General features: G+C 43.7%; 26 protein-coding genes. 9 read left to right on the top strand and 17 right to left on the bottom strand.

Annotated elements, in window-relative coordinates; all coding sequences use genetic code 11:
- The first annotated feature begins 9 nt into the window (after positions 1-9).
- Entirely contained in the window at positions 10-990 is a 981-nt protein-coding gene (locus ACEN82_RS20395; RefSeq protein ID WP_091172035.1) for an acyl-ACP desaturase, read from the top strand.
- Positions 991-1,199: 209 nt separating this feature from the next.
- On the opposite strand, the gene ACEN82_RS20390 is transcribed toward ACEN82_RS20395, so the two are convergent.
- The 4 genes from ACEN82_RS20390 to ACEN82_RS20375 form a co-directional block, all read right to left on the bottom strand.
- Positions 1,200-2,105, bottom strand: coding sequence for an IS3 family transposase (locus tag ACEN82_RS20390; protein WP_495644148.1), 906 nt, complete (start codon positions 2,103-2,105; stop codon positions 1,200-1,202).
- Entirely contained in the window at positions 2,105-2,485 is a 381-nt protein-coding gene (locus tag ACEN82_RS20385; protein ID WP_413323135.1) for a hypothetical protein, read from the bottom strand. Before ACEN82_RS20385 ends, ACEN82_RS20390 begins: the two co-directional genes overlap by 1 nt.
- Before the next feature lie 230 nt (positions 2,486-2,715).
- Positions 2,716-4,326 (bottom strand): mechanosensitive ion channel family protein, encoded by a 1,611-nt coding sequence (locus ACEN82_RS20380; RefSeq protein WP_413323134.1) that lies wholly within the window; start codon positions 4,324-4,326, stop codon positions 2,716-2,718.
- A 66-nt stretch (positions 4,327-4,392) separates the two neighbouring features.
- On the bottom strand, positions 4,393-4,719 hold the full coding sequence (locus ACEN82_RS20375) for a hypothetical protein (protein WP_413323133.1): 327 nt from the start codon (positions 4,717-4,719) through the stop codon (positions 4,393-4,395).
- 416 nt (positions 4,720-5,135) lie between these two features.
- Here ACEN82_RS20375 and ACEN82_RS20370 point away from each other — a divergent pair, with 416 nt between their 5' ends.
- Positions 5,136-6,155, top strand: coding sequence for an aldo/keto reductase (locus ACEN82_RS20370; protein ID WP_413323132.1), 1,020 nt, complete (start codon positions 5,136-5,138; stop codon positions 6,153-6,155).
- Positions 6,156-6,410: 255 nt separating this feature from the next.
- Here the strand turns inward: ACEN82_RS20370 and ACEN82_RS20365 are convergent, their stop codons facing one another.
- Both ACEN82_RS20365 and ACEN82_RS20360 read right to left on the bottom strand, forming a co-directional pair.
- A complete protein-coding gene (locus tag ACEN82_RS20365) occupies positions 6,411-7,169 on the bottom strand; it encodes a DUF4846 domain-containing protein (RefSeq protein ID WP_413323131.1) in 759 nt (252 codons plus the stop codon).
- Entirely contained in the window at positions 7,166-7,891 is a 726-nt protein-coding gene (locus ACEN82_RS20360; RefSeq protein WP_413323130.1) for a M23 family metallopeptidase, read from the bottom strand. Before ACEN82_RS20360 ends, ACEN82_RS20365 begins: the two co-directional genes overlap by 4 nt.
- 554 nt (positions 7,892-8,445) lie before the next feature.
- On the opposite strand from ACEN82_RS20360, the gene ACEN82_RS20355 reads away from it, so the two are divergent.
- Complete coding sequence (locus tag ACEN82_RS20355; protein WP_413323217.1) at positions 8,446-9,486, top strand: IS110 family RNA-guided transposase; 1,041 nt, start codon at positions 8,446-8,448, stop codon at positions 9,484-9,486.
- A 235-nt stretch (positions 9,487-9,721) separates the two neighbouring features.
- On the opposite strand, the gene ACEN82_RS20350 is transcribed toward ACEN82_RS20355, so the two are convergent.
- The 4 genes from ACEN82_RS20350 to ACEN82_RS20335 all read right to left on the bottom strand — a co-directional run bounded on the left by ACEN82_RS20350 (position 9,722) and on the right by ACEN82_RS20335 (position 11,473).
- Positions 9,722-10,288: a pentapeptide repeat-containing protein gene (locus ACEN82_RS20350; RefSeq protein WP_413323154.1), complete on the bottom strand. Its 567-nt coding sequence runs from the start codon at positions 10,286-10,288 to the stop codon at positions 9,722-9,724.
- Positions 10,289-10,452: 164 nt separating this feature from the next.
- The gene (locus tag ACEN82_RS20345; protein ID WP_413323153.1) at positions 10,453-10,803 is read right to left on the bottom strand and encodes a VOC family protein; all 351 of its coding nucleotides are present in this window, start codon (positions 10,801-10,803) and stop codon (positions 10,453-10,455) included.
- A 4-nt stretch (positions 10,804-10,807) separates the two neighbouring features.
- Positions 10,808-11,188, bottom strand: a complete 381-nt coding sequence (locus ACEN82_RS20340; RefSeq protein ID WP_413323152.1) for a DUF1801 domain-containing protein — start codon at positions 11,186-11,188, stop codon at positions 10,808-10,810.
- Positions 11,189-11,221: 33 nt separating this feature from the next.
- On the bottom strand, positions 11,222-11,473 hold the full coding sequence (locus tag ACEN82_RS20335) for a hypothetical protein (protein ID WP_413323151.1): 252 nt from the start codon (positions 11,471-11,473) through the stop codon (positions 11,222-11,224).
- A 125-nt stretch (positions 11,474-11,598) separates the two neighbouring features.
- On the opposite strand from ACEN82_RS20335, the gene pruA reads away from it, so the two are divergent.
- Positions 11,599-13,236 carry an L-glutamate gamma-semialdehyde dehydrogenase gene (gene pruA / locus ACEN82_RS20330; RefSeq protein WP_413323150.1) on the top strand — a complete coding sequence of 546 codons (1,638 nt, stop codon included), beginning with the start codon at positions 11,599-11,601 and terminating at the stop codon, positions 13,234-13,236.
- A 197-nt stretch (positions 13,237-13,433) separates the two neighbouring features.
- Here pruA and can (ACEN82_RS20325) read toward each other — a convergent pair whose 3' ends face one another.
- The 5 genes from can (ACEN82_RS20325) to ACEN82_RS20305 all read right to left on the bottom strand — a co-directional run bounded on the left by can (ACEN82_RS20325) (position 13,434) and on the right by ACEN82_RS20305 (position 17,883).
- Entirely contained in the window at positions 13,434-14,090 is a 657-nt protein-coding gene (gene can, locus ACEN82_RS20325) for a carbonate dehydratase (protein WP_373615039.1), read from the bottom strand.
- 20 nt (positions 14,091-14,110) lie between these two features.
- Positions 14,111-14,863 carry a YoaK family protein gene (locus ACEN82_RS20320; RefSeq protein WP_413323149.1) on the bottom strand — a complete coding sequence of 251 codons (753 nt, stop codon included), beginning with the start codon at positions 14,861-14,863 and terminating at the stop codon, positions 14,111-14,113.
- A 271-nt stretch (positions 14,864-15,134) separates the two neighbouring features.
- Positions 15,135-15,851, bottom strand: coding sequence for a carbonate dehydratase (can, locus tag ACEN82_RS20315; RefSeq protein WP_090534255.1), 717 nt, complete (start codon positions 15,849-15,851; stop codon positions 15,135-15,137).
- Positions 15,852-15,865: 14 nt separating this feature from the next.
- Entirely contained in the window at positions 15,866-17,470 is a 1,605-nt protein-coding gene (locus tag ACEN82_RS20310) for a SulP family inorganic anion transporter (RefSeq protein ID WP_223266110.1), read from the bottom strand.
- An 80-nt stretch (positions 17,471-17,550) separates the two neighbouring features.
- Entirely contained in the window at positions 17,551-17,883 is a 333-nt protein-coding gene (locus tag ACEN82_RS20305; protein WP_176622231.1) for a hypothetical protein, read from the bottom strand.
- A 106-nt stretch (positions 17,884-17,989) separates the two neighbouring features.
- Here ACEN82_RS20305 and ACEN82_RS20300 point away from each other — a divergent pair, with 106 nt between their 5' ends.
- Complete coding sequence (locus tag ACEN82_RS20300) at positions 17,990-19,531, top strand: acyl-CoA carboxylase subunit beta (RefSeq protein ID WP_217633227.1); 1,542 nt, start codon at positions 17,990-17,992, stop codon at positions 19,529-19,531.
- A 195-nt stretch (positions 19,532-19,726) separates the two neighbouring features.
- Positions 19,727-20,161, top strand: coding sequence for a GNAT family N-acetyltransferase (locus tag ACEN82_RS20295; RefSeq protein WP_090534315.1), 435 nt, complete (start codon positions 19,727-19,729; stop codon positions 20,159-20,161).
- Positions 20,162-20,228: 67 nt separating this feature from the next.
- On the opposite strand, the gene ACEN82_RS20290 is transcribed toward ACEN82_RS20295, so the two are convergent.
- Entirely contained in the window at positions 20,229-21,125 is an 897-nt protein-coding gene (locus ACEN82_RS20290) for a DUF6340 family protein (protein WP_413320799.1), read from the bottom strand.
- Between the two features lie 243 nt (positions 21,126-21,368).
- Here ACEN82_RS20290 and ACEN82_RS20285 point away from each other — a divergent pair, with 243 nt between their 5' ends.
- On the top strand, positions 21,369-22,484 hold the full coding sequence (locus ACEN82_RS20285) for a M42 family metallopeptidase (protein ID WP_090534250.1): 1,116 nt from the start codon (positions 21,369-21,371) through the stop codon (positions 22,482-22,484).
- Positions 22,485-22,580: 96 nt separating this feature from the next.
- Positions 22,581-23,483, top strand: a complete 903-nt coding sequence (locus ACEN82_RS20280) for a nucleotidyltransferase family protein (protein WP_090534248.1) — start codon at positions 22,581-22,583, stop codon at positions 23,481-23,483.
- A 76-nt stretch (positions 23,484-23,559) separates the two neighbouring features.
- Here ACEN82_RS20280 and ACEN82_RS20275 read toward each other — a convergent pair whose 3' ends face one another.
- Positions 23,560-23,946: a hypothetical protein gene (locus tag ACEN82_RS20275; RefSeq protein ID WP_413320797.1), complete on the bottom strand. Its 387-nt coding sequence runs from the start codon at positions 23,944-23,946 to the stop codon at positions 23,560-23,562.
- Positions 23,947-24,290: 344 nt separating this feature from the next.
- On the opposite strand from ACEN82_RS20275, the gene ACEN82_RS20270 reads away from it, so the two are divergent.
- Entirely contained in the window at positions 24,291-26,555 is a 2,265-nt protein-coding gene (locus ACEN82_RS20270; protein ID WP_413320795.1) for a glycoside hydrolase family 31 protein, read from the top strand.
- Positions 26,556-26,819 lie beyond the last annotated feature (264 nt).

Here is a 26,819-nt window from a genome sequence, read left to right as displayed (position 1 = left end):
TATACAGTTATGAGATTTTTTGAAGAAAAGCGCAGAGAAGTAATGGTGCATATCGAAAAGTTCATGTTAGAAAAGATACATGAATACCTGAAACCGATTGATACCATCTGGCAGCCGTCTGATTTTTTGCCCGATTCTTCAAGGGACTCATTCTTTACTGAAATTAAGGAATTGCAGGAAAGCGCCGCGGGCCTTTCATATGATCTGATCGCCGTTTTAATTGGCGATACTATTACCGAAGAGGCCCTGCCTACTTACGAATCATGGCTTACCATGGTTGAAGGGGTATCTGACAATGAAGAGGGCGGCTGGATGAAATGGACCCGCCACTGGACCGGTGAAGAAAACCGCCATGGCGACCTGCTTAACAAATACCTGTACCTGTCTGGTCGTGTGGATATGCGCATGATGGAGATCTCCACCCAATACCTCATCTCCGATGGTTTTGACATCGGTACCGGTCATGATCCTTACCGTAACTTTATCTATACCTCTTTCCAGGAGCTGGCAACCAATGTTTCGCACCGTCGTGTAGCATCACAGGCTAAAAAGTACGGCGATCCGCTGCTTTCAAAAATGTGTGGTGTTATCGCATCCGACGAAGCCCGCCATGCTAAAGCTTACAAATACTTTATCGAAAAAATATTTGAGGTAGATCCAAGTGAGGCTATGGTAGCTTTTGAGGATATGATGCGTAAAAAGATTGTAATGCCTGCCCACTTCTTGCGCGAGGTTGGTTTAAAGGTTGGTCAAACTTTTGGTCACTTCACCGATGCCGCACAGCGTTTGGGGATCTATACAGCTATCGACTATGTGGATATCCTGAAAGAGCTTTTGACCGACTGGCATATCGAAAGTATCACAGGTTTGGACGAAGCCGGCGAAAAGGCCCGCGATTATGTGGTAAACCTTCCGGCCCGCTTACTGCGTGTAGCCGAGCGCATGAAAAACCCAATGCTGGAGTATAAGTTTACCTGGATTAACGGTTGATTTTAGCTTAAAGCGGAAAGCCGAAGGCTTAAAGCTTTGCTTTGCAATCGGTTTGATAAGCTTCTTTTTCACTTTTCTGGCGCAAGTCTTGTGTGGCTGGCATGAGGGTGGATGACTTGTGCCCTATCTGTCTCGTCCTAAAAAAAGTTTACAGTTTAACTGCTAAATCCTGTTATACGTTTACAATATTAATTAATCCTAAAATAGCTTTACAAAATCACATTTTGAGGTTTATAATAACTTTTCCATGTTCGCTCCACTTCTATGTTATTTTGATGCACAAACTCAGGGGTGAGCATATTACAGCTCATGTGTGGCCTTTGGTTATTATAGCTTTTTACAGACATGGTTAATAGTTCCATTACCTCTTCTTTGGTACTCGGGCTCTGATGTTCCAGGTATTCCTGTTTCATAATTCCGTTAATCCTTTCGGCAATAGCATTTTCTAAAGGATCACCATTCTCGGTCATGCTAATGATTATGTTGTTGTCCTGTAATAGCTTTACATAATCATAACTGCAATATTGAACACCTCTGTCTGAATGATGTATTAAGCCGGTTATTGGTTGCCTATTTTCTTTGAGGGCCATTTGTAAAGCGCTTAATGTATGAACACCTTCTAATGTATCTGCAGCATGATAACCAACAATTTTCCTGCTATATGCATCTGTGATAAAGCTTATATATACAAAGCCCTGAGTTGTTCTGTAATAGGTTATATCTGATACCCATATCTCATTTACTTTATTAGGGATTATTTCTTTTATACAGTTGGGATACTTTTTTAACCAGTGAAAAGATTGGGTGGTATAAACCCTTCGCCTTTTCTTCCGTACCAATAACTGATGTGCAGCAAGAAGATCAAAAAGAGCATCCCTGCCCATCTTTATTTGATGCTCAAGCAAAAACGCCTGTAATAAGACATAGAGCTTCCTGCCTCCCATAGCGGGATGTATAGCCCTTAAATACCTTACCTCATTTAATATAATCTCCTGTTCGAAACTAATTGCTTCTGCCTGCCAAAAGTGTTGATAATAAGCTTGTCGGGTAATACCAAGTAAACAACAGCACTTTCCAAGGCTTACCCTGGGATAGCTGTTTTTAGTCTCACGGATTACTTGGTAACGGACTTTTTTCGGATATTGATCTTCAGGTCTCTTTCAGCAACCTCTATCATTTTACGATAAAGCTCCTTTTCCAGAAGTGCATCTTCCAGTTGCTTTTTTAGCAACTTAACTGATGCACTATCTTCAGGCTGGATGTCCGGATCTCTCTTTGCTGGCATGATACACGAAGATACATAAACCGGCCTTTTTTTCTCCAGGCCAAACGATTTTAACCAGGCTGAAATCCGGCTATTCCCTAAATTATATTTCCGCTCAAGAAAGCTCAGGCCTTCATCTCCCGTTAAATATTCCTGGCAAATTTTTCGCTTAAACTCCTCACTGTACTGGCTCTGCCACTTACTCCCATAGGTCTTTGAATATCTTTCCATTTTTGTTTACTGTTGTGTAAACCTATTTCAGGACAAGACAATCCGATAAAGCACAAGTCTCCCATTACACATTTCTCCGCTCAAGACTTGCGCTAAAGGAGATTTTTAAGCTTAAAGCCTTCCTTGCAACCGGGTTTTAGTTAGTGCTTCTTTTTCAGGGCTTTTTGCTTTTAGCTTCTGTCCCATAGCTTTCTGCTTTAAGCCTTCGGCTTTCAGCTAATTAATGGCTTTTAGCTATCCCGCTCTATTTTATACCCCGGCTTTTTATACCCATCGGCAACATAGTTTTCGGGGATCTGGATATGGCTTCCATCGCGCACAGCGGTAAAGTGCGGCGACATGATCTCCATGCCTGCTTCGTTAAACTTATCCTGTATATTCTGATATAGCGCTGAGTAGATCACGGCCATTTTGCCGGGCTGATCCGTATACGCATTTATCTGGTAACTTACATTAAAATCATTCAAAGCAGTTTGCAGTACAAACGGTTTTGGATTGGCAAGAATGCCTTCTGTTGCTTCGGCCGCGCTGATGAGCAGATTGTGAATGGTTTCCCAGGAGGCGTCGTAGCCAATGGTAACACTGGTATTCAGTATCAAACCCAATGTTTTTGACGATGAAGTATAGTTAACCGTAGCACCGCTTAAAATGGTAGCGTTGGGCACGGTTACGTCTTCGTTTTTAATGGTGCGTACGCGGGTAACCAGCAGGTTTTTCTCAATTACATCGCCCATAATTTCGCCAACTTTGATGCGGTCGCCGATTTTAAAGGGGCGCATATAGGTAAGTACAATGCCCGATACCATATTGGCAATAGCCGACGAGGAACCTAAAGAAAACAGTACGCCTATAAACACCGTAACCCCCTGGAACACTTTAGACTGCGATCCCGGCAAATATGGAAATATCACCACAAACATAAACGCGTACATCAGTACCCGGATGATATTGTAAGTTGGGATAGCCCATTCCGGGTAAAAACCCTGTAAAGCGATGGCCCCGTTTGCTATTTCGGTGGCTATAAATTTTACCAGTTTTACAATGTAGCGGGTAACCAGGTAAATAACTGTTATGGTAAGCAGGTTGGGTATAAAACGGACAATGGCCAGCAGGATACTTTTCAACGGGTTAACCACAAAGCCAATTAACTGTGTGGCTATAGGCTGCGAGGAAGGGAAAATATAAAACAACACGGGTAAAGCCAGGTAAACCAGCAACAGGATAATGAACAGGCGCGCAATATTTACCAGTCCACTGATAAACGGAAGTAGCCGCGAGGCATAGGCTATTGGAGCTCCTTTTTCTGCCAGCTTTTTAACACGGTTTTCCCATCCCCGTATAATTTTAAGTTTTATCCACCTAAAACCTTTATTAACAATCCAGATCAGCACAATAAGCAGTATAACAACCGCCACGGCTTCGAGCACGTTGGTGATTAATTGTTTGGGGCTGTTGCTTTCAAAAACATTGCCCAGCTTGTTTTTTAGTATGGATAAGTAGCTTGCTGCCAGCTGCGGCCGGTTCAGTTCGGAGTAAGAGGCATCGGTATTATTAACCCCCATGATCATCTGGCCGTTGTAGGTTATTATCGATATGGACGTATCGTTTTTAAGTGTTAACGAATCCGGGTTAAAATCTATCCGGCTCATCAGGGCCTTAATGCGTTGGGTAACAATCCCGGCGCGCTCTTTAGGATCAAACAATCCCTGCGGGGCATAAAATTTAAACAGGGTGTCCCGGTTAATGATCACCGGTTCGCCGTTTTTTTCAGGGAGTTTTTGTGCTCGTATGGTAAATGCAGCAAACAGAAAAAGGATGAGCAGGCTATAAATTTTAGGCATAGGGATGTTTTTCTGTTAAAGCTAAAAATTATTTGGCTCATTTCAATTTGCTTAGCGTTATGCCCACTATCCCTCCTGTACCAGATCCGTACCCAAATTACCGGCAATTTTGCTGAACAGATCGTTCAGGATCGATTCGACGGTGAGCGAATTTACATCGTCAACATAATGTTCATTCCGGGTAATCCAAAGTTCGTTACCGTTAATCGCGATGCTGAACAGTGCTCCTTCATAAACAGCAGGCAACGAAATTTCAACCGCCCCGCCTTTGCGCTCAACGGTGAAATTTAATTCGCTTTTTCGTTGCTCATGAAACAGCGGGTTAAGTTTTTCGTGCAGTAACTGGTATAACTGATTGATGTCGGTATTGGTATGGAGGGTGATGATTTTCATAATTTGGTATATTAGCGATGTATTAAATAGTACAAAGTTGAAGGAGGGATTGTTTGGAAAGTATTTTTTCCGGATGGTTTTATAAATTCTTAAAACCAACCATGTTATTGCCAACCGGGTTGTGCGGGGGAGCGTTAGGGATTGCAGTGTAAAGCCCGCAGCGCGTATAGGGATTATGGGCCGGAAAAGCGAGGACTTGCAACGGAAAGCCCGGGCCGCAGGCAACGCACATGTTATAAAAAAGATTAAAAGTACACACTTGATATCAATGACTACAATCACGTCATTATAAGCGATAGCGCGGGAACCGCGTAGCTATGCTCAGCCACCTTGCAAATTGTACATGCATTGGCTACAAGATTGCCACGCTTCGCCAATAACATATTTTAAAAACGTTGCACAAAACATCACCATATATGAACTACAAATTATTAGGCCGCTCGGGCCTTAAAGTTTCTGAATTATGCCTGGGCACTATGGGCTTCGGTACCGAAGGCGGCTGGGGCGCCGAAAAAGATGCCAGCTTTGCCATTATGGATGCCTTTGCCAATGCAGGCGGCAATTTTATTGATACCGCCAATGTATACAAACTGGGTACCAGCGAGAAGATCATTGGCGAATACCTGGATAATCATGACCGCGATTATTTTGTGCTGGCTACCAAGTACACGCTAAAGGATAATACCACCAATCCTAATGCATCGGGCAATAACCGCAAAAACATGATGCGTAGCGTGGAAGAAAGCCTTAAACGCCTCAAAACTGATTTTATTGATGTGCTGTACCTGCACATCTGGGATAATATTACTCCTATTGATGAGGTGCTGCGCGGATTGGACGACCTGATAAAACAGGGCAAAGTAAACTACGCCGCTATCAGTGATACGCCCGCGTGGGTGGTATCAAAAGGGAACACCCTTGCCGGGCTGATGGGCTGGAGCCAGTTCATTGCCTTACAGGTGGAGTACAGCCTGCTGGCCCGGACTGCCGAGCGGGAGCTGATACCGATGGCAAAGCACTATGGCATGACGGTTACCCCATGGGCCCCGCTAGCAGGTGGTGCATTAACCGGCAAATACCTGCGCGGCGAACCGGGACGTGTAAAACCGGAAAGTAACCGCCGTAACGACAGGGCTAAAACTATTACTGAAGTGGTTGTTGGCATCGCTGCTGAATTAGGGGTATCCGAAAGCCATGTTGCCCTGCAATGGATGATGGACAGGGATTTTAGGTGTATCCCCATTGTGGGTGCTACCAAAATTGACCAGTTAAATGATAACCTCAAGGCCATCGATACCAAATTAACTCCCGAACATTTCAAAAAGCTGAATGAAGTTAGCGCTATTGAATTAGGTTTCCCCGGCGATTTTTTTAATGAGGATGCTGTAAAAATGAACAGCTTCGGCGGGTTTTATGACAGGGTGCAGAAGAGGTAGCCTGCCTCTAACTATCCACTGCTTCGTTCCTACCCATGACATAATTAAAAATGGGTGTCATGCTGAGCCTGTCGAAGCATGGCGCGGTGGGCCTCTGCGCGCGTCCTTCGACAAGCTACCCGTCGAAGCATGGTGGGTAGGCCTCTGCGCGCGAGTCTTCGACAGGCTCAGACTGACAGGCCCTCTTTTGTCATTTCACCTTCAGAGGCCTCCGGATTTTACCTACTCGCAATGACGCTCTTTTATACACTTCATCTAAAACCGCTTCAAATAATTTTTACTGATCAGCTCGCCATACATGATCCCGCTGTGCTGGTCCATAGCAAACCAAGGTGAATCATATTTTAATACCTGGATATTTTGGGCCGGCATAAAACTCTGCGCTAACAAAAATTGCTTTTGATGAGCGGCATTTTCTACAACATCGAGCACAATAAAACAATGCCCGGGCGAGCCCCCACGGATGAACACATCACCTGGCTTAACGTCATTGGGGTTAGTTACGGTTTTTAATTCTTTTTGCAGAGATAAGGTACCTGCATAGCTAAACACCAGGTTCATGTAATTTAAGAATGTTTTGTATGAATAATCAGGTTTGGCTTTTAATACCCAACGATCATTTTTATAGCGATACCCCTTGGCATAATGTTCATAATCGCATTTAAAACCACTGGTAAAGTTGAAAGAAATTTCGTTGTATTTCTTTTGCTGATAAAGGTATTCGCCGCGTAAGCGCATCACCGCGTCGGCACATTGCTGCAGGTCCTGGTTGCCTATGCTCATGTCAATAACTGCTGCGGTGTAAACATCGGTACGGGCAATATCTCCCTTATAAGTTTTGGTTGGTGTACCCGCCGGTTTTAATGGTAATGCCTGAAGCCATGCCCCGAAACTACCGGGTGACGCTGCTATACGCTGATAGCCTGCCGGTACCGCGAATCTTTTAATCACGTTATCCGGAGGCGCAATGTTAATATTCAGAAATAGGAGCAGGCAGGTGATCAGGATTTTCATAACGTTTTGGCTTTTTTTAGCTGTTCATAAGGGTTATAAGGAACGGGGATACCATCTACCAGTTTAAATGCCGAAAAATGGAGGTGGGTAGGCGAACGTTTTTTGTAGGCGTTATAGCCGCTGCGGCCTACTTCGGCTATTTTTTGGCCTTGCTTAACGTAGTCGCCAGGTTTTACAAAAATCTGCTTATTGTGCGCATAGTACGTGAAAATATGAGTTGCCGGATGATAGACCCAGATAAATTTGCCTCCCCGCATATTGCTGTTCGGTTCCCATTGATTGGTACAGGCTATTACCCAGCCATCATCTACACTAACTACCTCAACAGGCTTACTGATACGGTCATCGATACAATCCTGGTTTTTATCATTAATAAATATATCGTGTGCAGGATGGGCGCCATGTTTGTTGCCGTCAAGGTAACGGTAACCCTTATCAAAGTAACCATTACCATGGGTACCGCCTATGGCGCTGCTTTTATAGCCTTTTAAGGGGAATACCCATTGCGTTTTTGGAATGATCCGCTCAGCACGGATCATTTCCAGGATGTTAATTCGTTTTAACAGGGTTTCAAATTGCTTTTGAGCTTCCGGTTTTTTGACACCACCGTTTAAAACCAGGTTATTAAAATCATTGAATTTGGTAAACGCAGAAGTGTCGGCCTGAGATAAAGCCCCGGTGCTTATCAACAGAAAAGAAAAAAACAGGACAAGTTTTTGCATAAGGTTTGTGATCAGTAAGTAGTTTCAAGATTTCAAACGCGTCATTGCGAGGAACGAAGCAATCCCCGATTAGCAGATCCGATCTGTATAGTTCGCGATTATTAATATCTATAATTTGTTTTTTATAGGTATTAATGAGTTTCCTTCGCTCGGTTGTCTTCGTTCCTTATAATGATGTGATTGTAAGTTGTTGATTATTAAGTATATTTTTTTTGATCAGTTGTATAACATGGGCGTTGCCTGCGGCCCGGGCTTTCCGTTGCAAGTCCTCGCTTTTCCTGCCCGCAACTTCTCTACACGCTGCGGGCTTTACACTGCAATCCCTCCTATGTTTACATCTAATATTATTGTAATGATTTTATGAGTGAAAAGAGTGAGAGCACAGCAATCCCAAACAGCCTTGAGCATGTTGAGCGTTAGATATAGCCTCACTCCTTTACTTTTTTGAGTTTGAACAGAATGTAAGGAATACGACCAGGCAGTATATCCAGGATAACCAACAGGAGGAAAAACGAAGAAAGGTTTTCACTTATAACAGTTAAAAACTTTGATCAATGGCAAGCAGATTATTAAAACAAGTAGTAGGTATTGATGTGGCTCAAAAAGAGCTGGTGGTTTCTATCGGCAAGATGGATGAGCAGGCAGTTATAACAGTTTATGCGAACAAGATTTTTCCAAACAATGAAAAAGGATTTGCAAACCTGGAAGTATGGATAAACAAGCAAAGCATCCCCCAATATCCATTAAGATATGTAATGGAGGCCACAGGTGTATACCACGAGCGCCTTGCTTATTATCTGGCCGGCAAAGGGTATGCTGTAAGTATTGTCATGCCCAACAAGATCTCGAACTTCTTCAAGACACTGGAGATCAAAACAATTACCGATAAATCAATGTCTTTTGCCATAGCCATGTTCGGACTTGAAAAGAAACTGGATAACTGGGTACAACCCAAAAGGGTGTTCAGGACCCTGCGGCAGATAACCCGTGAAAGAGAACAACTTATTGCAGAAAGAACCATGATCAAGAACCAGCTACATGCTGAACAGTCCGAAGCTTTTCCGGGGGAAGATACTATCCGCAGAATGATGGACAGGATAAAGATGATTGGTGAACAACTTAAAGAAATACTTACTGAGATTAGAACAGCTGTAGCACAGGACAAACATTTAAAACAAACACTGGCTACCATTACCACTATTCCTGGAGTCGGCTTATTAACGGCCACTGTGATCATAGCCGAAACAAACGGCTTTGAGCTGATCAGGAGTAAAAAGCAGCTGACCAGTTACGCCGGGCTGGATGTCAGGGAAAAAGAATCCGGCTCATCCGTTAAGGGCAAACCCAAGATATCTAAAAGGGGGAACAAGCATTTACGAAAAGCCATGCACTTACCTGCATTAGCGGCCATAAGACATTCAGAAAGATATAAAGCTATATTTGTCCGGATCGTATCCCGAAATAGCGTGAAAATGAAAGCTACTGTAGCAGTACAAAGAAAATTATTGGAGATGGTATACACTATATACAAAACCAACAAACCATTCGAAAAACACTACCTTCAACAGAATGCACACATATCCGAAAATAGTTAGAGCAGTCGCTTCAATTGAAGGACTGCCCTAAACAGGCTAACATAAAGCTGCCTAAGACTCAAAAATAAAAAATAACTTTTGCATATCAACACAGAATCTAACGCGGCCCACGCGCAACACCGCTAAAATATATTTTACATGTCATTACGTTTTTTTCAGGGCTTCCCTGATGGTTACTCGCAATGACGATTCTTAATTTTATGCTTTTGGTATTAACTAATAAGTCGCCAAAATATTATCCAATCCGGATATCATATTTGTTAAGCAATCCTGGTAAACCATGAAGCGAGAACTTTGCTTTTTTGATGACGTTATCATCCGGGTCGATGATGAAGTTATAGGATGTGCTCAGGTCGGCGTTTTTAAGGATGGTACGACTGAAGAAAGCGTTTTTGAGGTTACAGTTAATGAATTTACAATCGCTCAGGTCGGCCTCGGTCAAGTCGGTTTCCATCATGGAACAATCGGTGTAGGTTGCCTTCTTGTTCTTCTTTTTATAAAACACAGCGTTGTCTAAAATACAATCCTCAAAATGCACTTCGAACAAAAAGTCATTAGCCTTGCCAAAGTTTACGCCGCTTATTTTGCAGTGCTTAAAACGAATGTTCTGCAAACCGGTATTGCCTAATTCGGCAAGGAGCAGGTTGCAGGTATCAAACAGGCAATCAACAAAAGTGATCCCCGCAAACCGGGCGTGGGAAAAATCGCAGTTGATGAATTTGCAGTTTTCGTAAGCGGTGCCGGTGAGTTGACCGGCGGTTATTTTGGTAAAAGTTTGATCTTCGTGGAGTAGGGATTGCATGGGGGCAAATGTAAAAGGTTAAAGGGAATAGGATGGTTTCCGGTCTCTTTAAATTAAAGAAAGATGATCAACCACCATGCCTACCGGATTTGCATGGCGTACAAGATTTCTCTTTCAATCCCACGCGCAACCTTGCTCCGCTCAGTCGATGACAACGGTTTATATCAAGGTTTCTTATACAACTCCACCTTTCTGTCGTCCGGATCAACAACTACTGCCATAAAACCAAAATCAGTTTGTGCAGGTTCAGATGCGAACCGCACCTGGCTTTCTTTTAATAATTTAATTACCTTATCAAAATCTTCTAATTCAAAACCTAAGCGCAGGTTTCCATCCGCTTCAGTTTGATTTTTTGTAAGCGGATATATTTCCATCACCGTTCCATCAACAGTAGCTGAATAATGATATGGGGAATTACCATGCTTATGATAATCAAAGCTAACTCCAAGTAGCTGATAAAAATCAACCAGCTTCTGCGTATTGGCAGTTCTTATAACCAGTAATTTTAGTTTCATTGCTTCAATTCTTCCTCTTCGGCAATTTAATCAATCCTGATCTGTACAGATCAATCGCCTCATTTAAAATCAACCGGATATTATCAACAGGTAAATCCTCTTCCGGATTAAAAATCATGATCTTGATCCGGGCGCGGTCGTCAAATATTAAATCGGGATGATGCAGGTGTTTGCCCTCAACCATGCCTAAAAACGGTTGTTGTGTTTTTTTATGGATCCACAGGTAGCAAAACATTTTGCCTTTATAGCAAAAGAAAGGCATGTTGTATTTCCATTCAGCGGTGATATTTGAATCAAATGACAAGATTATATCGCGCATAGATAACAGGCAGCTTCGGTTGGGTTCATCTTTGGTGAGGTAGAAGTCGTCGATTGGGGCTAGCATCTATGTAAATATATTTAGTATAGAAGACCAGTATTACTTCTTTGCCTTTGAAGCCAAAGAAAAGATTATTGTGCCCAACACCAAAACACCGGCCATTTCAAAAAAACCGTAAGCGCCATAAGCCACTCTTCCTGACCCACCAAATCGTCCATAAATGACGCCACCTGTTGAACTTCCTGTGTAAAGGGAATAAGTTCCCATCGCAATTAGCAGAACGATAGTGAAAATGAAAATAACTTTAAATTGCCGGACCAGTTTACTCTTGTATTTTTCTTCGGGCTTCATTGTCTACTAATGTAATAAAAATTCAGGCTCAGAAATGTTAATTGAACCCACCATTATTTTGACATTCGCCTACCCAACCTTCCCCTGCAAAATCCCTATCTTTGCGGCAACATAAATTATCATCTATGCTTAAAGGATTTTTTAATGTTCCGGCACCGGTAAATGAGCCCGTTTTAAATTACGGTCCGCGGAGTTTGGAGCGTGTGGCGCTTAAGGCAGCTTTAGAAGCCGGTCGTGCCCAACAATTAGATATACCTATGTACATTGGCGGCAAAGAAGTACGTACCAACACTAAGTTGGAAATCCGTCCGCCGCATGATCATAAACATTTGCTGGCTACCTTCAGCGAAGGTGATGCAAGCCACGTTACCGCAGCGATTGATGCAGCCCTTGCAGCCAAAGCCGACTGGGAAAACCTGGCCTGGGAACAACGTGCTGCCATATTCCTGAAAGCTGCCGAACTGATTGCCGGCCCATACCGTGCCGAAATCAACGCAGCCACCATGCTTGGTCAGTCAAAGAACGCTTACCAGGCCGAGATCGATTCGGCTTGTGAGTTGATCGACTTCCTGCGTTTCAACGTAGAGTACATGACCGAGATCTACAAACAACAACCTCCTGTATCTGGTAAAGGTGTTTGGAACCGTGTGGAACAACGTCCCTTAGAAGGGTTCGTGTTTGCATTAACACCGTTTAACTTTACTGCTATTGCCGGTAACCTGCCTGCATCTGCAGCCATGATGGGCAACGTAGTGGTTTGGAAACCTGCTTATACGCAGATCTACGCTGCTAACGTGATTATGAAGATTTTTAAAGAAGCCGGCGTACCCGATGGCGTTATCAACCTGATTTATGTTGATGGCCCTGTTGCAGGCGAAGTGATCTTTAACCACCCTGATTTCGCAGGGATCCACTTCACCGGTTCAACCAAAGTATTCCAGAACATCTGGCAAACTATTGGCACCAACATCCACAAATACAAAACATATCCGCGCATTGTAGGCGAAACCGGTGGTAAAGATTTTGTACTTGCCCACCCGAGTGCCAATGCCGATGTAGTAAGTACTGCCCTTGTTCGCGGCGCTTTTGAATACCAGGGACAAAAATGTTCGGCTGCTTCAAGGGCTTATATCCCGGCTTCATTGTGGCCTGCGGTAAAAGCAAACATGCAGCGCGACATTACTTCATTTAAAATTGGCCCGGTAGAAGATTTTGAAAACTTCATCAATGCCGTGATCACCGAAGTGTCGTTTGATAAACTGGCCAAATACATTGACGCTGCTAAAGCCGACGAAGGTGTTGAAATTGTTGCCGGTGGCAGCTATGACAAAAGCAAAGGATGGTTCATAGAGCCAACTGTGCTAAAAGTTGAAGACCCATATTACGTAACCATGTGCGAGGAGCTTTTCGGCCCGGTATTAACTGTTTACGTTTATGAGGATGATAAATTTGATGAGATCCTTGACATTGTCGATAAAACATCGATCTACGCGCTTACAGGCTCAATCATCTCGCAGGACAGGTATGCTATTGAAAAAGCTACCACCCGTTTACGCAACGCGGCGGGTAACTTTTACATTAATGACAAACCTACAGGCGCGGTAGTTGGTCAGCAGCCATTTGGCGGCGCCAGGGGATCGGGCACTAATGATAAAGCCGGTTCAATGATTAACCTGCTTCGCTGGGTATCGCCACGCACCATCAAAGAAACCTTTGATCCGCCAAAAGATTACAGGTACCCATTTTTGGCTAAGGAAGTGTAGTTGAGAAGAGAGTCAAGAAACCAAGATTCAAGAGACAAGAAGAAGCTGGTTTAAGAATCTTTAGGTCATAGCTTAGAAATAAAAAGAGTCGAAGATCGGAAATGTTAAAACCCGATTTTTCGACTCTTTCTTGTTTTTTTATAAGCTATTGAACCTTCCAGTCTTGATTCCTGACTCTTGGTTTCTTGCTTCTATTCTCACTTGAACTTAAACACAGCATCCATATTTTCATTGCTGGATGTGCTTACTTTCATATCGTTGATAAGGCCGGTGCTGAGGCTGTAAACCCAGCCGTGTACCGAAAGTTCCTGGCCGTTTTTCCACGCGTTTTGTACTATCGATGTTTTGCAAAGGTTGTTCACGTTTTCAATCACGTTTAGTTCAACCAGGCGGTTACTGCGCTCGGTTTCATCCGTAATAGCGTCAAGCTCATCGGCATGTAAACGGTAAACGTCTTTAATGTGGCGCAGCCAGTTATCAATCAGGCCGAATTGGTTGTTACTCATAGCGGCATTAACTCCACCACAACCGTAATGACCGGTCACTATTACGTGTTTTACTTTCAATACGTTCACGGCATAGTCAAGTACGCTCAGCATATTCATATCCGAGTGGATAACCATGTTGGCGATGTTACGGTGCACAAAGATCTCGCCCGGGGCGGTATTGGTGATCTGGTTGGCAGGTACGCGGCTGTCCGCGCAGCCTATCCAAAGGATAGGGGGCTTTTGCCCGTTGGCCAGTTTATCAAAGTATTGAGGATCTTCGGCTAAAGCACCTTCAATAAATTTTTTGTTCCCTTCCAGTAAGCCTTCATAGGTGATATGACTGGTATCATGAATTTGAGCGCACATATATTTTTGAGATTGATGTTTTAAGATGCGGTTTGACGTTTTCTGCCCGATGCAAACATACGGCTAAGTTTATGCAAAGCAAGCGGCGAAACATCATAATACATAATGGTGAGCAAAATAACAGGGATAAAATAAAAAATGGCAAACTCATACAGGTTAAAAAAGTATCCGCCTGCCAGTGCACCAAACAGGTAAAACCCAAGCACCGTAAACCTGATCAATATTTTATTACCTGCCGTTTCGGTATTTTCTGTGCGGGGATGAAACCATTCGGCCACCTCACTGCCCAGGTCGGTAAATAAACCGGTTAAATGACTCGATTTGATCAGGCCGCCCGAGATATTGGAAACGAGGCTGTTCTGCAATCCCATCGAAAACAAAATAGCGCTGATCACAATTTCGCGTTCCGTCTGTGTTTCCCGGTAAAAATTATGCCCGTAAATGGCAACTCCCAGTAAAATAACAGCTTCAATTACCATTGGAGTGGAGTTTGCCCGCCACCTGCTTTTATCATCAAATGAACGTACAATGAAACTGGATACAAAAGCCCCGGCAAAAAACATCAGCAGCCAAACTAAAAAGATGATCATCTGGCGGTAGTTTTGTTCAATAATGTGTTTGGCGAGGTTAGCCACATGCCCGGTAATGTTAGATGTAAAAGCCAAAAAAGCCAGCATGCCCGCCACGTTGGTAACGCCCGCTACAAATGCCGTTGACGAGGCCAGCATCAGGTTTTCTTTAAGGGTACGTTGTTCTTTTACAGCTTTAAGCATATATATTTCACTGCAGGGGTTCAGTTACAATTTACAAAACCTTAACCAAGTTTATATAAGCTTGTTTGATGCAAAGGATAATATTTTAACAAGCCCCCTCTAAATCTCCCCCGGAAGGGGAGACTTTTAATTTTAAGCCCTCCCTTCCGGGGAGGGTTTGGGTGGGGCGGGCTAAAAAAAATCCCGGCCACTTCCTAAGAGCCGGGATCAACTTAACAATCAAACCTCCCTACGCCCCTTACAGCGTCGGAAGCACTGATCAAATTATATTTTAGTGTGCAGCTACAGCTTCAACGTCAAGCTCGTATACGTAGCCTAAATTATGCGGGCTGCTGCTGCTAACTTTCAAATCTTTAACCAGGCCGCTGCCCAGGTCTATAACCCAACCGTGTACTTCAAGGTCATGACGTTCTTTCCACGCGTTTTGGATAATGGTGGTTTTACACAGGTTATATACCTGTTCGGTAACGTTAAGCTCAACCAGGCGGTTAACTTTGGTGGTCTCGTCGGTTATACGGTCAAGTTCATGACTATGCAAACGGTAAACGTCTTTAATGTGGCGCAGCCAGTTATCAATTAAGCCAAATTGTTTGCTGCTCATAGCAGCGGCAACACCGCCGCAACCATAGTGTCCGGCAACAATAACGTGTTTTACTTTTAGTACGTTAACGGCATAGTCAAGTACGCTCAGCATGTTCATGTCCGAGTGTACGCATACGTTGGCAATATTGCGGTGCACAAACACTTCGCCGGGTTTGGTTCCGGTTACCTCGTTAGCCGGTACACGACTGTCTGAGCAGCCTATCCACAGCACTTCAGGACTCTGACCTTTGGCCAGGTTCTTAAAGTACTCACCATCCTCGGCAAGTTTACGCTCAACCCAGGCGGCGTTGTTTTTAATTAAAGTACTGTAACTGCTTGATTGGGCCAGTTTAATATTGTTTGTATCTATTACGGCTTTGCCGTTTGTTTTTTCTTGTGTTGACATTGTTTTTCGATTTTTTAGTTAGGGTTATAAACCAGTTCTTTTAAAGGAGGTACATCGTACTTGTCCTTTACTTCGTTCAGTTGCACTATAATGCCCTTGGTATAGGCATTGTGCTTGTAATTGTGGATGATCTCCAGCACATCCGGATCGATGTACCTTGAGTTTGATCCGTCGATCACCACTTCGGCGCCTTGCGGTAAGCTGGTAAGCGTTACCTGTATGGCAGCCTTGTTCAGGAAGGATACTTCCTCGGCCAGCTTAATCCTGATAACTTTTTTGCTGCCGTTCTTTTCCAGATGATAGAAATAAGGGTTACGCAGGTTGGTACGCAGAATATAAAAGATCCCCACCAGCATGCCTATGCCCACACCAATAAGCAAATCGGTCATAACAACGGCCACAATGGTAACTACGAAAGGGATAAACTGGCTCAAGCCCTGGTGCCACATGTGCTTGAAAAGGCTTATACGAGCCAGTTTATACCCAGTCATCAGCAGGATCGCTGCCAAACACGACAGCGGGATATGGTTAATTAAAGACGGTATCGCCAGTAAAGCAACCAATAACAATATGCCATGCAGTATGGCGCTCACTTTAGTGCGGGCACCGGCATTTACGTTTGCCGACGAACGCACAATAACCGCAGTCATGGGTAAGCCGCCAAGCATACCGCTAACGATATTGGCCGTTCCCTGTGCAAGCAGTTCGCGGTTGGTGGGCGAGATACGTTTGATAGGATCTATTTTATCTACAGCCTCCAGGCTCAGCAGCGTTTCTAAACTGGCAACCACCGCAATGGTGAAGGCCGTTATCCAAACCTGCTTGTTGCCTATCTGGCTAAAATCTGCCGATTTAAACAGCGCGAAAAATTCGGCACTGCTGTTCACCAGCGGTATTCGTACAAACTGCTTATCAAGCAAGGCAAGGCCTGTTCCGGAAAACGCGAGGCTTAGCCCGATACCGGCCAGTACCACCAATAAAGGAGCCGGAACTATAGCCAGCTTTTTGAACTTAGGCCAGTAGATCATAAAAGCCAGGGATACCACGCTGATGATCACCGCGCCATAGTTTATCCGGGCGAAAGCCCGTGTTATGCCTGAAAAAGTATTGTGTTCATCAATTTGGCGAAAGCCCTCATCGCCCTCAAAATCGGCATCATAGCCAACAGCGTGCGGAAACTGCTTCATGATCAAAATAATACCTATCGCTGCCAGCATCCCCTCAATAACCGATGACGGGAAGTAATTGGCAATGGTACCGGCTTTAACAATTCCAAGTATGATCTGGAAAACACCCGCCAGTACCAGGGCCATTAAAAAGGTTTCGTAAGCGCCAAGTGTAGTAATGGCATTAAGTACAATTACCGTTAAACCGGCCGCAGGACCGGCCACACTTAATTGCGAGCCGCTAAGCGTACCTACCACTATACCGCCAATAATGCCTGTTAATACGCCTGCGAAGAGCGGCGCTCCCGATGCCAGCGCTATACCTAAACACAGCGGCAAAGCCACCAGGAATACAACGACACTTGAAGGAATATCCCTTTTTAAATTTTTGGGCAGAAAATATTTTTTTAGGTTGAGATTGCCCATAGCAGCCTCACCTTGCTTGATTTGCATAAGAATGAAAAATTGAGTAAAACTTTAAAATGAATTAAATAGCATTGCTATCCGGATAGGGAAGTATCCGGTTAATCATTTTAAACGTTGGGCGGCGGCGTGGGGACCACAGGGTGATATACCTGCTTATATAAGGCGTTTTCCTGGTTATGGAGAACTTTGGTTTCGGCAATAAATGTGATGAAGTTTATAGTATGAAGGTCATACTCATCGAAGATTTTTTTCTCCTTCACAAGGTCTTTTTCGGGGCTGTCTTTTTCAGTTTTGCTTTCCTGCTCCAGCTGAAGGATCACCGCACTTACCGTTTTATTATCAAGATATAAAAAAACAGGTGCAAGCGAAATGCCCATCTTTATTACAAAGACGGTCATGAACAGCGCCACTACCCATATTTTATTGTTCCTGATCTTCATCAACACAAATATATAAAAATCCGTTATTAAACCACCAGAATAAGTAAGCAAAAGCTATTCTTACAATATAATTACTATTTTTAGACAATTACTAACAACCTGAATTGTGGATAAAAAGCTTGATCTGTTAAGGCTAAAACGTCATGAAGCCATGCAGGGCGGAGGCCCGGTACGTATTGAAAGTCAGCATAAAAAAGGAAAATTAACGGCACGTGAGCGTTTGCATTTTTTATTGGATGAAGGCTCGTTCCAGGAGATAGGCATGCTGGTTACCCATCGCTCCATTGATTTTGGCATGGAAAAAGAAAAGTATCCCGGCGATGGTGTTGTTACAGGTTACGGTACCATAAACGGGAGGCTCACCTACGTATTTTCCCAGGATTTTACAGTGTTTGGCGGCTCGCTTTCCGAAACCCATGCCGAAAAGATCTGCAAGATCATGGATCTCGCCCTAAAGAATGGCGCTCCCCTTATCGGTCTTAATGACTCGGGCGGTGCGCGCATCCAGGAAGGTGTGGTATCCCTTGGCGGTTATGCCGATATTTTTTACCGCAATACCATGGCATCGGGCGTTATCCCGCAAATCTCGGCTATTATGGGGCCATGCGCAGGCGGTGCTGTTTACTCGCCCGCCATTACCGATTTTATTTTGATGGTTGAGCATACCTCATACATGTTTGTTACCGGGCCTAACGTAGTAAAAACGGTTACGCATGAAGTGGTAACCTCCGAAGAACTGGGCGGCGCTAACACCCATGCCAGCAAATCGGGTGTTACTCATTTTGCCTGTGCCAATGAAATAGCCGCCATTCAGCATATCAAAAGCCTGCTGAGTTATATGCCTCAAAATTGTGAGGATAAAGCTCCTGCCGCTCCCTACGAAAACGGCGACGAGCTTAGGCCCGAGCTTAATACCATCCTGCCGTCCATCGCCTCACAACCCTATGATATCCGCGAGGTTATTGATCATATCATCGATAAAGCTTCGTTTTTGGAAGTGCATAAAGATTTTGCTGAAAACATTGTGGTGGGCTTCGCGCGCCTCGCAGGCCGCAGTATTGGCATAGTGGCCAATCAGCCCGCTTTTTTGGCCGGGGTATTGGATATCCATTCATCAACCAAGGCCGCCCGTTTTGTACGCTTTTGCGATTCCTTCAACATTCCGCTGCTGGTGTTTGAAGATGTTCCCGGCTTTTTGCCCGGTACCGACCAGGAATGGAATGCTATTATCACCAATGGCGCTAAACTGTTATATGCTTTTTGTGAAGCCACCGTTCCGCGTGTTACTGTAATTACGCGCAAGGCTTATGGAGGCGCTTATGATGTGATGAACTCCAAACATATTGGTGCCGATATGAACTTTGCCTGGCCATCGGCCGAGATTGCGGTAATGGGAGCCAAAGGTGCCGCCGAAATCATTTTTAAACGGGAGATCACGAAGGCCGAAGACCATGAAGCCAAGTGGCTGGAGATGGAACAATTATATTCAGATACCTTTGCCAATCCCTACCGCGCTGCCGAACGTGGATTTATCGACGAAGTTATTGAACCCGCCGAAACGCGCATTAAACTGATCCAGGCTTTTAAAATGCTGGAAAATAAAGTAGTAAACAACCCAAGGAAGAAACACGGGAATATTCCACTGTAGATTTGGGAATTCGGATGTTCGATTTCGGATTTATTTTCTTTTTTATTGTAGATGCCGTAATTGCCTTTCTGGCTGTTTATGGCGCAAGTATTGTGCGGCTGCCGGTGCCGTGATTACTTGTGCCTTCGGCAATAGAAAGTCGGATTTGTTTACCTTTGCGTTTCTAATTCCGAAATCGAACATCCGAAATCCGCAATGAAAAATATCTCTATCGAACAAATCCGTCCCGAGCTTACCTGGCGGTTAAGGCAACGCATATTATACCCCGAAAGCAAGCTTTATGAAATGGAGATGGAAGAGGATAATCACGGCTATCACTTTGCTGCTTTTAAAGATAATCATATCATAGCGGTAGTATCCCTTTTTAATAAAGGCACCGAATGGCAGTTTCGCAAATTTGCTGTTGATGAAACAGTTCAAAAAATGGGCATCGGTAAAGCAATGCTGGAGCATATAACCGATTTTGCCCTTACCAATGGAGGCGCGTTATTATGGTGCAATGCCAGGGTATCGGCCATTGGTTTTTATTTAAAACATGGCTTCACACATACCGGCAAGCTATTTTCAAAAAACGGCTTCGACTACGAGATCCTCGAAAAACAACTTATTCCTTCTCCAGGCCAGCAATAACAAGAGTGGTAAGCTATCGAGCGCACAACTGTTTTAAGCTTTGTGCATTTTGCTTTCCGCTTTATAATTACTCTTTCATCAAATCAACAATAATAGCTTTGGCAAAATCATTCGGTTGCTTTTGGTTTGAGATCTTAGCCACCTCAAGTGCGGCGTCAATATCTCCCTGCGCCTCATAAACCACCGCAAGGTTGTAAGCTGCACGGCTGGCAAGCTTCAGGTCGGGCCCGTCAATAAGCGGGTTTAGTACCTTGAAAGCCTGATCAAATTTTCCGGCTTTGATCAGTTCTACCGAGTTGCTTAGCTGGTCGCCATTAGTATACAGGGGCCTGTCATGATAATCGGTGTACGGCAGGTAATCCTTTAGGGCATCCAATGCCGAATTACGGATAGCATCAAATAAAGGTCCGCCATGGGCAAGTAAGCTGGATGCATTACCATAAGGATTATTATCATTTATTTCAGCCTCGCCGTTTAGCCTTTTAAAGTAGATGCCATTGGCTTCATAAAGGGTAAAGCTGGTTTTAACCACCGATACCCGGTAAACCGAAGGTACGCCGTTATAATAATCCTGCTGCAATTTGGTTTCGCCTTTAAAATCCTCAAACGCGAGCACATAAGAAGCGTTGTATTTTTTTGCCAGAAATTTCACCGAATCGGTATTGGCGGTAAAATTAACCGAATCAACCAGTTGTACAACTTTTACACCGGGCAGCGCATGCAGCTGTACCGCCGCGTTGTTTATAGCGGTATAAGCGGCGGCTTTAAATGTAGTTAATACGCGTTTATTGCGGTTACGGGTCGAATCGGGCATGTAGTGGTTAATGACCACGATGGTTGTTTTTGCCCTGTTAAAATTCAGCTTAGGCGCGTAATCAACCGGAACATTTACATATTGAGGTACGCTGCATGCCGCTAAAAAACATGCCGCAAATAGGATACAAGTTAGCCTGAATAGTTTCACCTTATAAAAAATTAAATATCGCGGAAAGGTATAACATAAGCATGAAAGCTTTATGAAATAACCGGTCATTTTTGTATCAAAACAAACCAGCGCCTTCATTGTGACTAAATATTTTCAAAAACGTTTAATATTGATTTTATATAATTGATATACCGCTTATATCCGGTTTAATTTTAGTGCAATGTCATGAGCTTTATTATATTTGCTGTATTACTACATTTAGATTGAAAACATTAATTCAATATGGCTAAAAAGAAATCTGACGCGCCCCAGCATACTTCCGTTGTAAACGAAACTTCACTCGCGTTTTTTGAAAAATATATTAACAACCCCTCACCTACAGGTTTTGAATGGAAAGGCCAGGAGCTTTGGCTCGAATACCTGAAGCCCTATATTGACACCCATTATGTTGATAATTATGGCACCGCGGTTGGCATCATAAATCCTAAAGCCGATTACAAAGTAGTTATTGAAGCTCATGCAGATGAGATTTCATGGTTTGTGAATTACATCACTAACGATGGCTTAATATATGTTATCCGCAATGGCGGCTCCGATCATCAGATAGCGCCTTCAAAACGTGTAAATATCCATACCGATAATGGCGTGGTTAAAGCTGTTTTCGGCTGGCCTGCTATCCACACCCGCCTGGGCGGTGATAAAGAAGAAGCGCCTACCCTTAAAAATATCTTTTTAGATTGTGGTTGCACCTCAAAAGAAGAAGTTGAAAAACTGGGGATCCACGTAGGTTGTGTTATCACTTACGAAGATGAATTTATGGTGCTTAACGATCGCTATTATGTTGGCCGTGCGCTTGATAACCGTGCAGGCGGCTTTATGATTGCCGAGGTAGCCCGTTTACTTAAAGAAAACAATGTAAAACTTCCTTTCGGTTTATATATAGTTAACGCGGTACAGGAGGAGATAGGTTTACGCGGTGCCGAAATGATAGCGCATAAAATTAAACCCAATGTGGCTATTGTTACCGATGTTACGCATGACACCCAAACGCCAATGATCAACAAAATTACCCAGGGCGACTTAGCCTGCGGTAAAGGCCCTGTTGTATCATATGCTCCGGCAGTACAAAACAACCTGAATAAGCTGCTTATTGAAAGTGCTCAAAAAGCGGGCATACCGTTCCAGCGTCAGGCATCATCACGGTCAACAGGGACCGATACCGATGCTTTTGCTTACTCAAATGACGGCGTGCCATCGGCATTAATCTCATTACCTTTACGGTATATGCATACCACCGTCGAGATGATCCATAAAGAGGATGTTGATAACGTGATCCGTTTGATATACGAGTCTCTGCTGAATATCCAGGCCGGTCAGGACTTTAGGTACATCAAATAACAAAAAGTACAATTTGTAAAACAATAAGGGCAAAAATCCATTCCTTATTAACATTAATTATAAAATAGCTTTTAACAAATACCCCCGATACTATCTATGAAACCAACCTTACTGATATTGGCCGCAGGGATGGCCAGCCGTTATGGCAGTATGAAACAAGTTGACGGCTTTGGCCCCAACGGCGAAACAATTATTGATTACTCAATATATGATGCTATAAAAGCGGGCTTTGGCAAGGTGAGTTTTATTATACGCGAAGAGTTTGCCGAAAACTTCAAGGCGATTTTTGAGCCTAAGCTTGCCGGCCGCATTGAAACAGACTATGTATATCAAAGCTTTGATCTTAAGCCATTTGGTATTGATAAAGAGATTGAACGTGCCAAACCATGGGGAACAGCCCATGCCGTGTTAGCGGCGCGCAACCAGATCAACGAGCCTTTTTGTGTGATCAATGCTGATGACTTTTACGGCTATGATTCATTTGAAAAAATGGCTAAATTTTTAACCACCGACGTTAAAGACGACCAGTATTCAATAATCGGATACCAGATTGACCGTACATTATCTGACTATGGCTCGGTATCGCGTGGTGTTTGCAGCGTTGATGATAATGGTAACATGGTTGAAATTAACGAACGCACTGAAGTTTATTTTAAAGAGGACGGCAGCGTAGCTTATAAAGATGCAACCGGCGAACATCCGCTTGATAATGAAACACGTGTATCGATGAATTTCTGGGGATTTACACCGGCTATTTTCAAGCAAAGTGAGGATATGTTCAGGGAGTTTGTTGCTGCTAACGAAAACAACCCGAAATCGGAGTTCTTTATTCCCCTGGTTGCCGATAAGCTGATCAAAAATGGTACAGCCTCTTTTAAGGTGATCCCAACCGGTGCAAAATGGTTTGGAGTTACTTACAAGGAAGATAAGCCAATAGTGCAAAAATGTATCTCCGACCTGGTAACAGGCGGCGTTTACCCCGAAAAACTTTGGGACTAATTAATATTTGCTCCTTCAAACAAAAAGCTCCCGTTCCAACCGAACGGGAGCTTTTTGTTTGATATGGCTTCCTAAATTAGTCCTGGTAAATAAAGAATGTTTTTTGATCGCCGTCTTCATAAACGTGCAGGGTTTTCTTAACCACCTGGTTATTGGTTTTAACTTCCATAATGTAATCACCATCTTCAAGGTTGGTTAAAACATAACCCCTTTCAACATCGGTTTTGGTTGATACAACGTCTTTCAGCAAAAGTTCATTTTGTTTGCTGTAAACGCGTACAAATGAACGGCCGTTTTCTGATTTTGCGAGCGTTAACTTAACACCGCGGTCGTGGTCAAGGGCTTTAAAGGTAACAACCTCTTTAGCTTTAGGAGTTACATCGGCGGCTTTAGCTGCTGTAGTAGCAAATATGCCTGCGCTTAATAAGAAGAGTAATGCTGATAATTTTATTGAAGTTTTCATGATTTTGAGCTTTTAAGTATGTTAAATATTTTGTGTTTGTTATTTTCAATGATCAAATGAACAACATTAATTTAAAGTGCTAAAAAGTGTTATACCAGCACCGAAAAGATATAGACCAATACCCAAAAGCATTCGGCAAACACCAAAAAAACACTAATTATCAGTATTTTACAAGTTGGTCGAAAATTAAAGAGTGTTGATCGGGCAGGAAAGCGGGTTGGTCGTTTTCGGGGATGAAATAGAAAAATCCATGCAACGTTTTCAAAATCTACATTTAACAAAACCAACCTAACCAAACAACGTTGCCTTTAAGTACCTTTATCTATTCCGGGTACCCCACAGGCATGAATTTAGAAATTGCAGGTAACGTACAGGGCTTTAAACAACAGGATGGTATTTTAACAATTAAAACCGCCGAAGCCGAAGCAAGGGTTTATATCTATAGCCCTACAATTGTCAGGGTAAGCATCAGTAAAAATTTCAACCCGGATGATCCTTCCTTTGCGGTAATCAGGCAGCCACTGGCCGATTTCGATTTTGATGAGTCATCGGCCAATATTGATATTACTACACCAGCCTTGAAGCTCAGTATTCAGAAATCGCCTTTAAGGTTTAACTTTTTCACGGCTGCAGGTAGCTCGCTGAGTGAAGATGACGCCCGCTTTGGTACAAACTGGCAGGGCGAACGGGTGACCTGTTATCGCCGGTTGTTTGAGGGTGAACGGTTTATTGGCCTGGGCGAAAAAACCGGTAACCTCGACAGGCGTAGCGCGGCCTACGTAAACTGGAATACCGATGCGCCAAACCACACGCCCGAACCCGATCCGCTGTATAAAACCTTTCCGTTTTTTATAGGATTACACAGCGGGTTAACTTACGGTTTGTTTCTTGACAATACCCATAAAAGCTACTTCGACTTTGGTGCATCCACAGATGAGGAAACAAGCTGGTTCGGGGCAGATGGCGGCGATTTGAATTACTACTTTTTCGGGGCACAAGGTGTTGCGAAAATAATTGAAGATTATACCTGGCTTACCGGCAGGATGGAAATGCCGCCGCTCTGGAGCCTGGGCTATCAGCAATGCCGATGGAGTTATATGAGCGCCGATGAAGTATTGAACATCGCCCAAACCTTCCGCAAAAAACAGATCCCTGCCGATGTAATGTACTGCGATATCGACTATATGGACGATTTCAAGATCTTCACCTGGAACAAAAAAACTTTCCCTAAACCCAAGCAAATGCTCGATAAACTAAAGGCGATGGACTTTAGGCTGGTTACCATTGTTGATCCGGGAATTAAGGTAGAAGAAGGTTATAAGGAATACGATGAGGGTATTGAGCAGGATTATTTTGCCAAATATCCCGACGGCGAAAATTATACCGGCTATGTGTGGCCGGGCCGCTGTCACTTTCCGGATTTTTTCAGGGGAGAGGTACGCGAATGGTGGGGAGCAGCCTTCACCGCTCTTACTCAACCCGGCGTTGAAGGTTTCTGGAATGATATGAACGAGCCTGCCGCCTGGGGGCAAAATATCCCCTGGATAGTAAAATTTGGAGATAAGTTTATGCCGGAAGTGCGTAATGCCTATGGCATGCAAATGGCCCGCGCCACTTATGATGGCACAAGAAAGATCATGGGAAACAAACGACCGTTTGTACTTACCCGGGCCGCCTATTCGGGCACGCAGCGCTATTCGGCCGTGTGGACGGGCGACAACACCGGCACCGATGCCCATATGCTTTTAGGACAACGACTGGTAAATAGTTTGGGCATTACAGGTATGAGTTTTATCGGGGTGGATATCGGCGGCTTCAGCGGCAATCCTACGCCTGAGCTCATGGTACGTTGGAACTCCCTGGGTGCATATACCCCAATGTTCCGCAATCATGCCATACAAGGTAGTAAAATGCGCGAACCATGGGAATGGGGTAAAAATAATGAACAGATCATTAAGAAGGACATTGAACAACGGTACAAAATCCTGCCCTATCTGTACAGCAGCTTTTATCAATCAACCCAAACCGGCCTGCCGGTAAGCCGCACATTAGCTATTGAGCACAGTTTTGACGGGAATGTTTTTGATGAGCGTTTTCAAAATGAATTTATGTTTGGCGACGCGATGCTGGTTGCTCCTGTTGAAAGCACTAAACTAACCGAAGATGTTTACCTGCCCCGAGGCTCGTGGTATAGGTTAAGCAGCGATAGGTTTTATGAGGGAGAACAGATTGTTAATGTTCAGGCGCCATTAACCGATCTGCCGGTATTTATAAAAGCAGGCGGCATTATCCCTATGCAAAGTGTTGTACAAAGCACCAATGAAAAAGGCGACGGTATATTGCAGGTACACGTATGGAACGGCAGGGAAGCAAATAGTTTTATTTATTATGAAGACGATGGCGTATCATATGATTATGAGCAGGGTGTTTATTATAAACGTGTTATCAGTTTCAATCCCATAGAAAAAAGCCTCAGTTTATCATCAGTTGAAGGCTCATCTAAATCGAGGTTTATGCAGCTGAAATTTGTTTTGCATGGTTTTGATGGGGTTAAGCTTCAGGAAGAAATAATAGAGAATAAAAGCGGAGAGATTGAAGTGAAATTATAATTGTTGTTTCATTTCTTGGGTAGTGATCGAACCAGTCTCATGGTATGTAATACGCGGCGGGAGAGGGGCTCAGGCGCTCTAAACAGGCCGGCCTGCCATTAGGCCTCAGAGAGCTTTGATAAGTTATAGAAACTTTAAAGAATGGCAGCCTCCAACTGAGTCTCCTAACGTGGGCGACACATTGGCTAACCTTTTGCCCTTACTCATCGTTCAAAATGGGTATGAACAATATTATAGCATTCTGCTCCTAAATATTTTCAAAAT

It is taken from the genome of Mucilaginibacter sp. Mucisp73 (assembly GCF_059491465.1).
Note: the sequence above shows the minus strand (reverse complement) of the source record. Positions and strands in the feature narration are given on the sequence as shown.

Bases quoted from the DNA above. Each gene is read 5' to 3' on its own strand.
- ACEN82_RS20340 (WP_413323152.1), bottom strand. From the start codon at position 11,188: ATGCTAGCCCCAATCGACGACTTCTACCTCACCAAAGATGAACCCAAC.
- ACEN82_RS20385 (WP_413323135.1), bottom strand. From the start codon at position 2,485: ATGGAAAGATATTCAAAGACCTATGGGAGTAAGTGGCAGAGCCAGTAC.
- ACEN82_RS20335 (WP_413323151.1), bottom strand. From the start codon at position 11,473: ATGAAGCCCGAAGAAAAATACAAGAGTAAACTGGTCCGGCAATTTAAA.
- pruA (WP_413323150.1), top strand. From the start codon at position 11,599: ATGCTTAAAGGATTTTTTAATGTTCCGGCACCGGTAAATGAGCCCGTT.
- ACEN82_RS20280 (WP_090534248.1), top strand. From the start codon at position 22,581: ATGAAACCAACCTTACTGATATTGGCCGCAGGGATGGCCAGCCGTTAT.
- ACEN82_RS20360 (WP_413323130.1), bottom strand. From the start codon at position 7,891: ATGCAAAAACTTGTCCTGTTTTTTTCTTTTCTGTTGATAAGCACCGGG.
- ACEN82_RS20320 (WP_413323149.1), bottom strand. From the start codon at position 14,863: ATGCTTAAAGCTGTAAAAGAACAACGTACCCTTAAAGAAAACCTGATG.
- ACEN82_RS20270 (WP_413320795.1), top strand. From the start codon at position 24,291: ATGAATTTAGAAATTGCAGGTAACGTACAGGGCTTTAAACAACAGGAT.
- ACEN82_RS20370 (WP_413323132.1), top strand. From the start codon at position 5,136: ATGAACTACAAATTATTAGGCCGCTCGGGCCTTAAAGTTTCTGAATTA.
- ACEN82_RS20285 (WP_090534250.1), top strand. From the start codon at position 21,369: ATGGCTAAAAAGAAATCTGACGCGCCCCAGCATACTTCCGTTGTAAAC.
- ACEN82_RS20375 (WP_413323133.1), bottom strand. From the start codon at position 4,719: ATGAAAATCATCACCCTCCATACCAATACCGACATCAATCAGTTATAC.
- ACEN82_RS20395 (WP_091172035.1), top strand. From the start codon at position 10: ATGAGATTTTTTGAAGAAAAGCGCAGAGAAGTAATGGTGCATATCGAA.
- ACEN82_RS20355 (WP_413323217.1), top strand. From the start codon at position 8,446: ATGGCAAGCAGATTATTAAAACAAGTAGTAGGTATTGATGTGGCTCAA.
- ACEN82_RS20350 (WP_413323154.1), bottom strand. From the start codon at position 10,288: ATGCAATCCCTACTCCACGAAGATCAAACTTTTACCAAAATAACCGCC.
- ACEN82_RS20345 (WP_413323153.1), bottom strand. From the start codon at position 10,803: ATGAAACTAAAATTACTGGTTATAAGAACTGCCAATACGCAGAAGCTG.
- ACEN82_RS20295 (WP_090534315.1), top strand. From the start codon at position 19,727: ATGAAAAATATCTCTATCGAACAAATCCGTCCCGAGCTTACCTGGCGG.
- ACEN82_RS20365 (WP_413323131.1), bottom strand. From the start codon at position 7,169: ATGAAAATCCTGATCACCTGCCTGCTCCTATTTCTGAATATTAACATT.
- ACEN82_RS20310 (WP_223266110.1), bottom strand. From the start codon at position 17,470: ATGCAAATCAAGCAAGGTGAGGCTGCTATGGGCAATCTCAACCTAAAA.
- can (WP_090534255.1), bottom strand. From the start codon at position 15,851: ATGTCAACACAAGAAAAAACAAACGGCAAAGCCGTAATAGATACAAAC.
- ACEN82_RS20305 (WP_176622231.1), bottom strand. From the start codon at position 17,883: ATGAAGATCAGGAACAATAAAATATGGGTAGTGGCGCTGTTCATGACC.
- ACEN82_RS20380 (WP_413323134.1), bottom strand. From the start codon at position 4,326: ATGCCTAAAATTTATAGCCTGCTCATCCTTTTTCTGTTTGCTGCATTT.
- can (WP_373615039.1), bottom strand. From the start codon at position 14,090: ATGTGCGCTCAAATTCATGATACCAGTCATATCACCTATGAAGGCTTA.
- ACEN82_RS20275 (WP_413320797.1), bottom strand. From the start codon at position 23,946: ATGAAAACTTCAATAAAATTATCAGCATTACTCTTCTTATTAAGCGCA.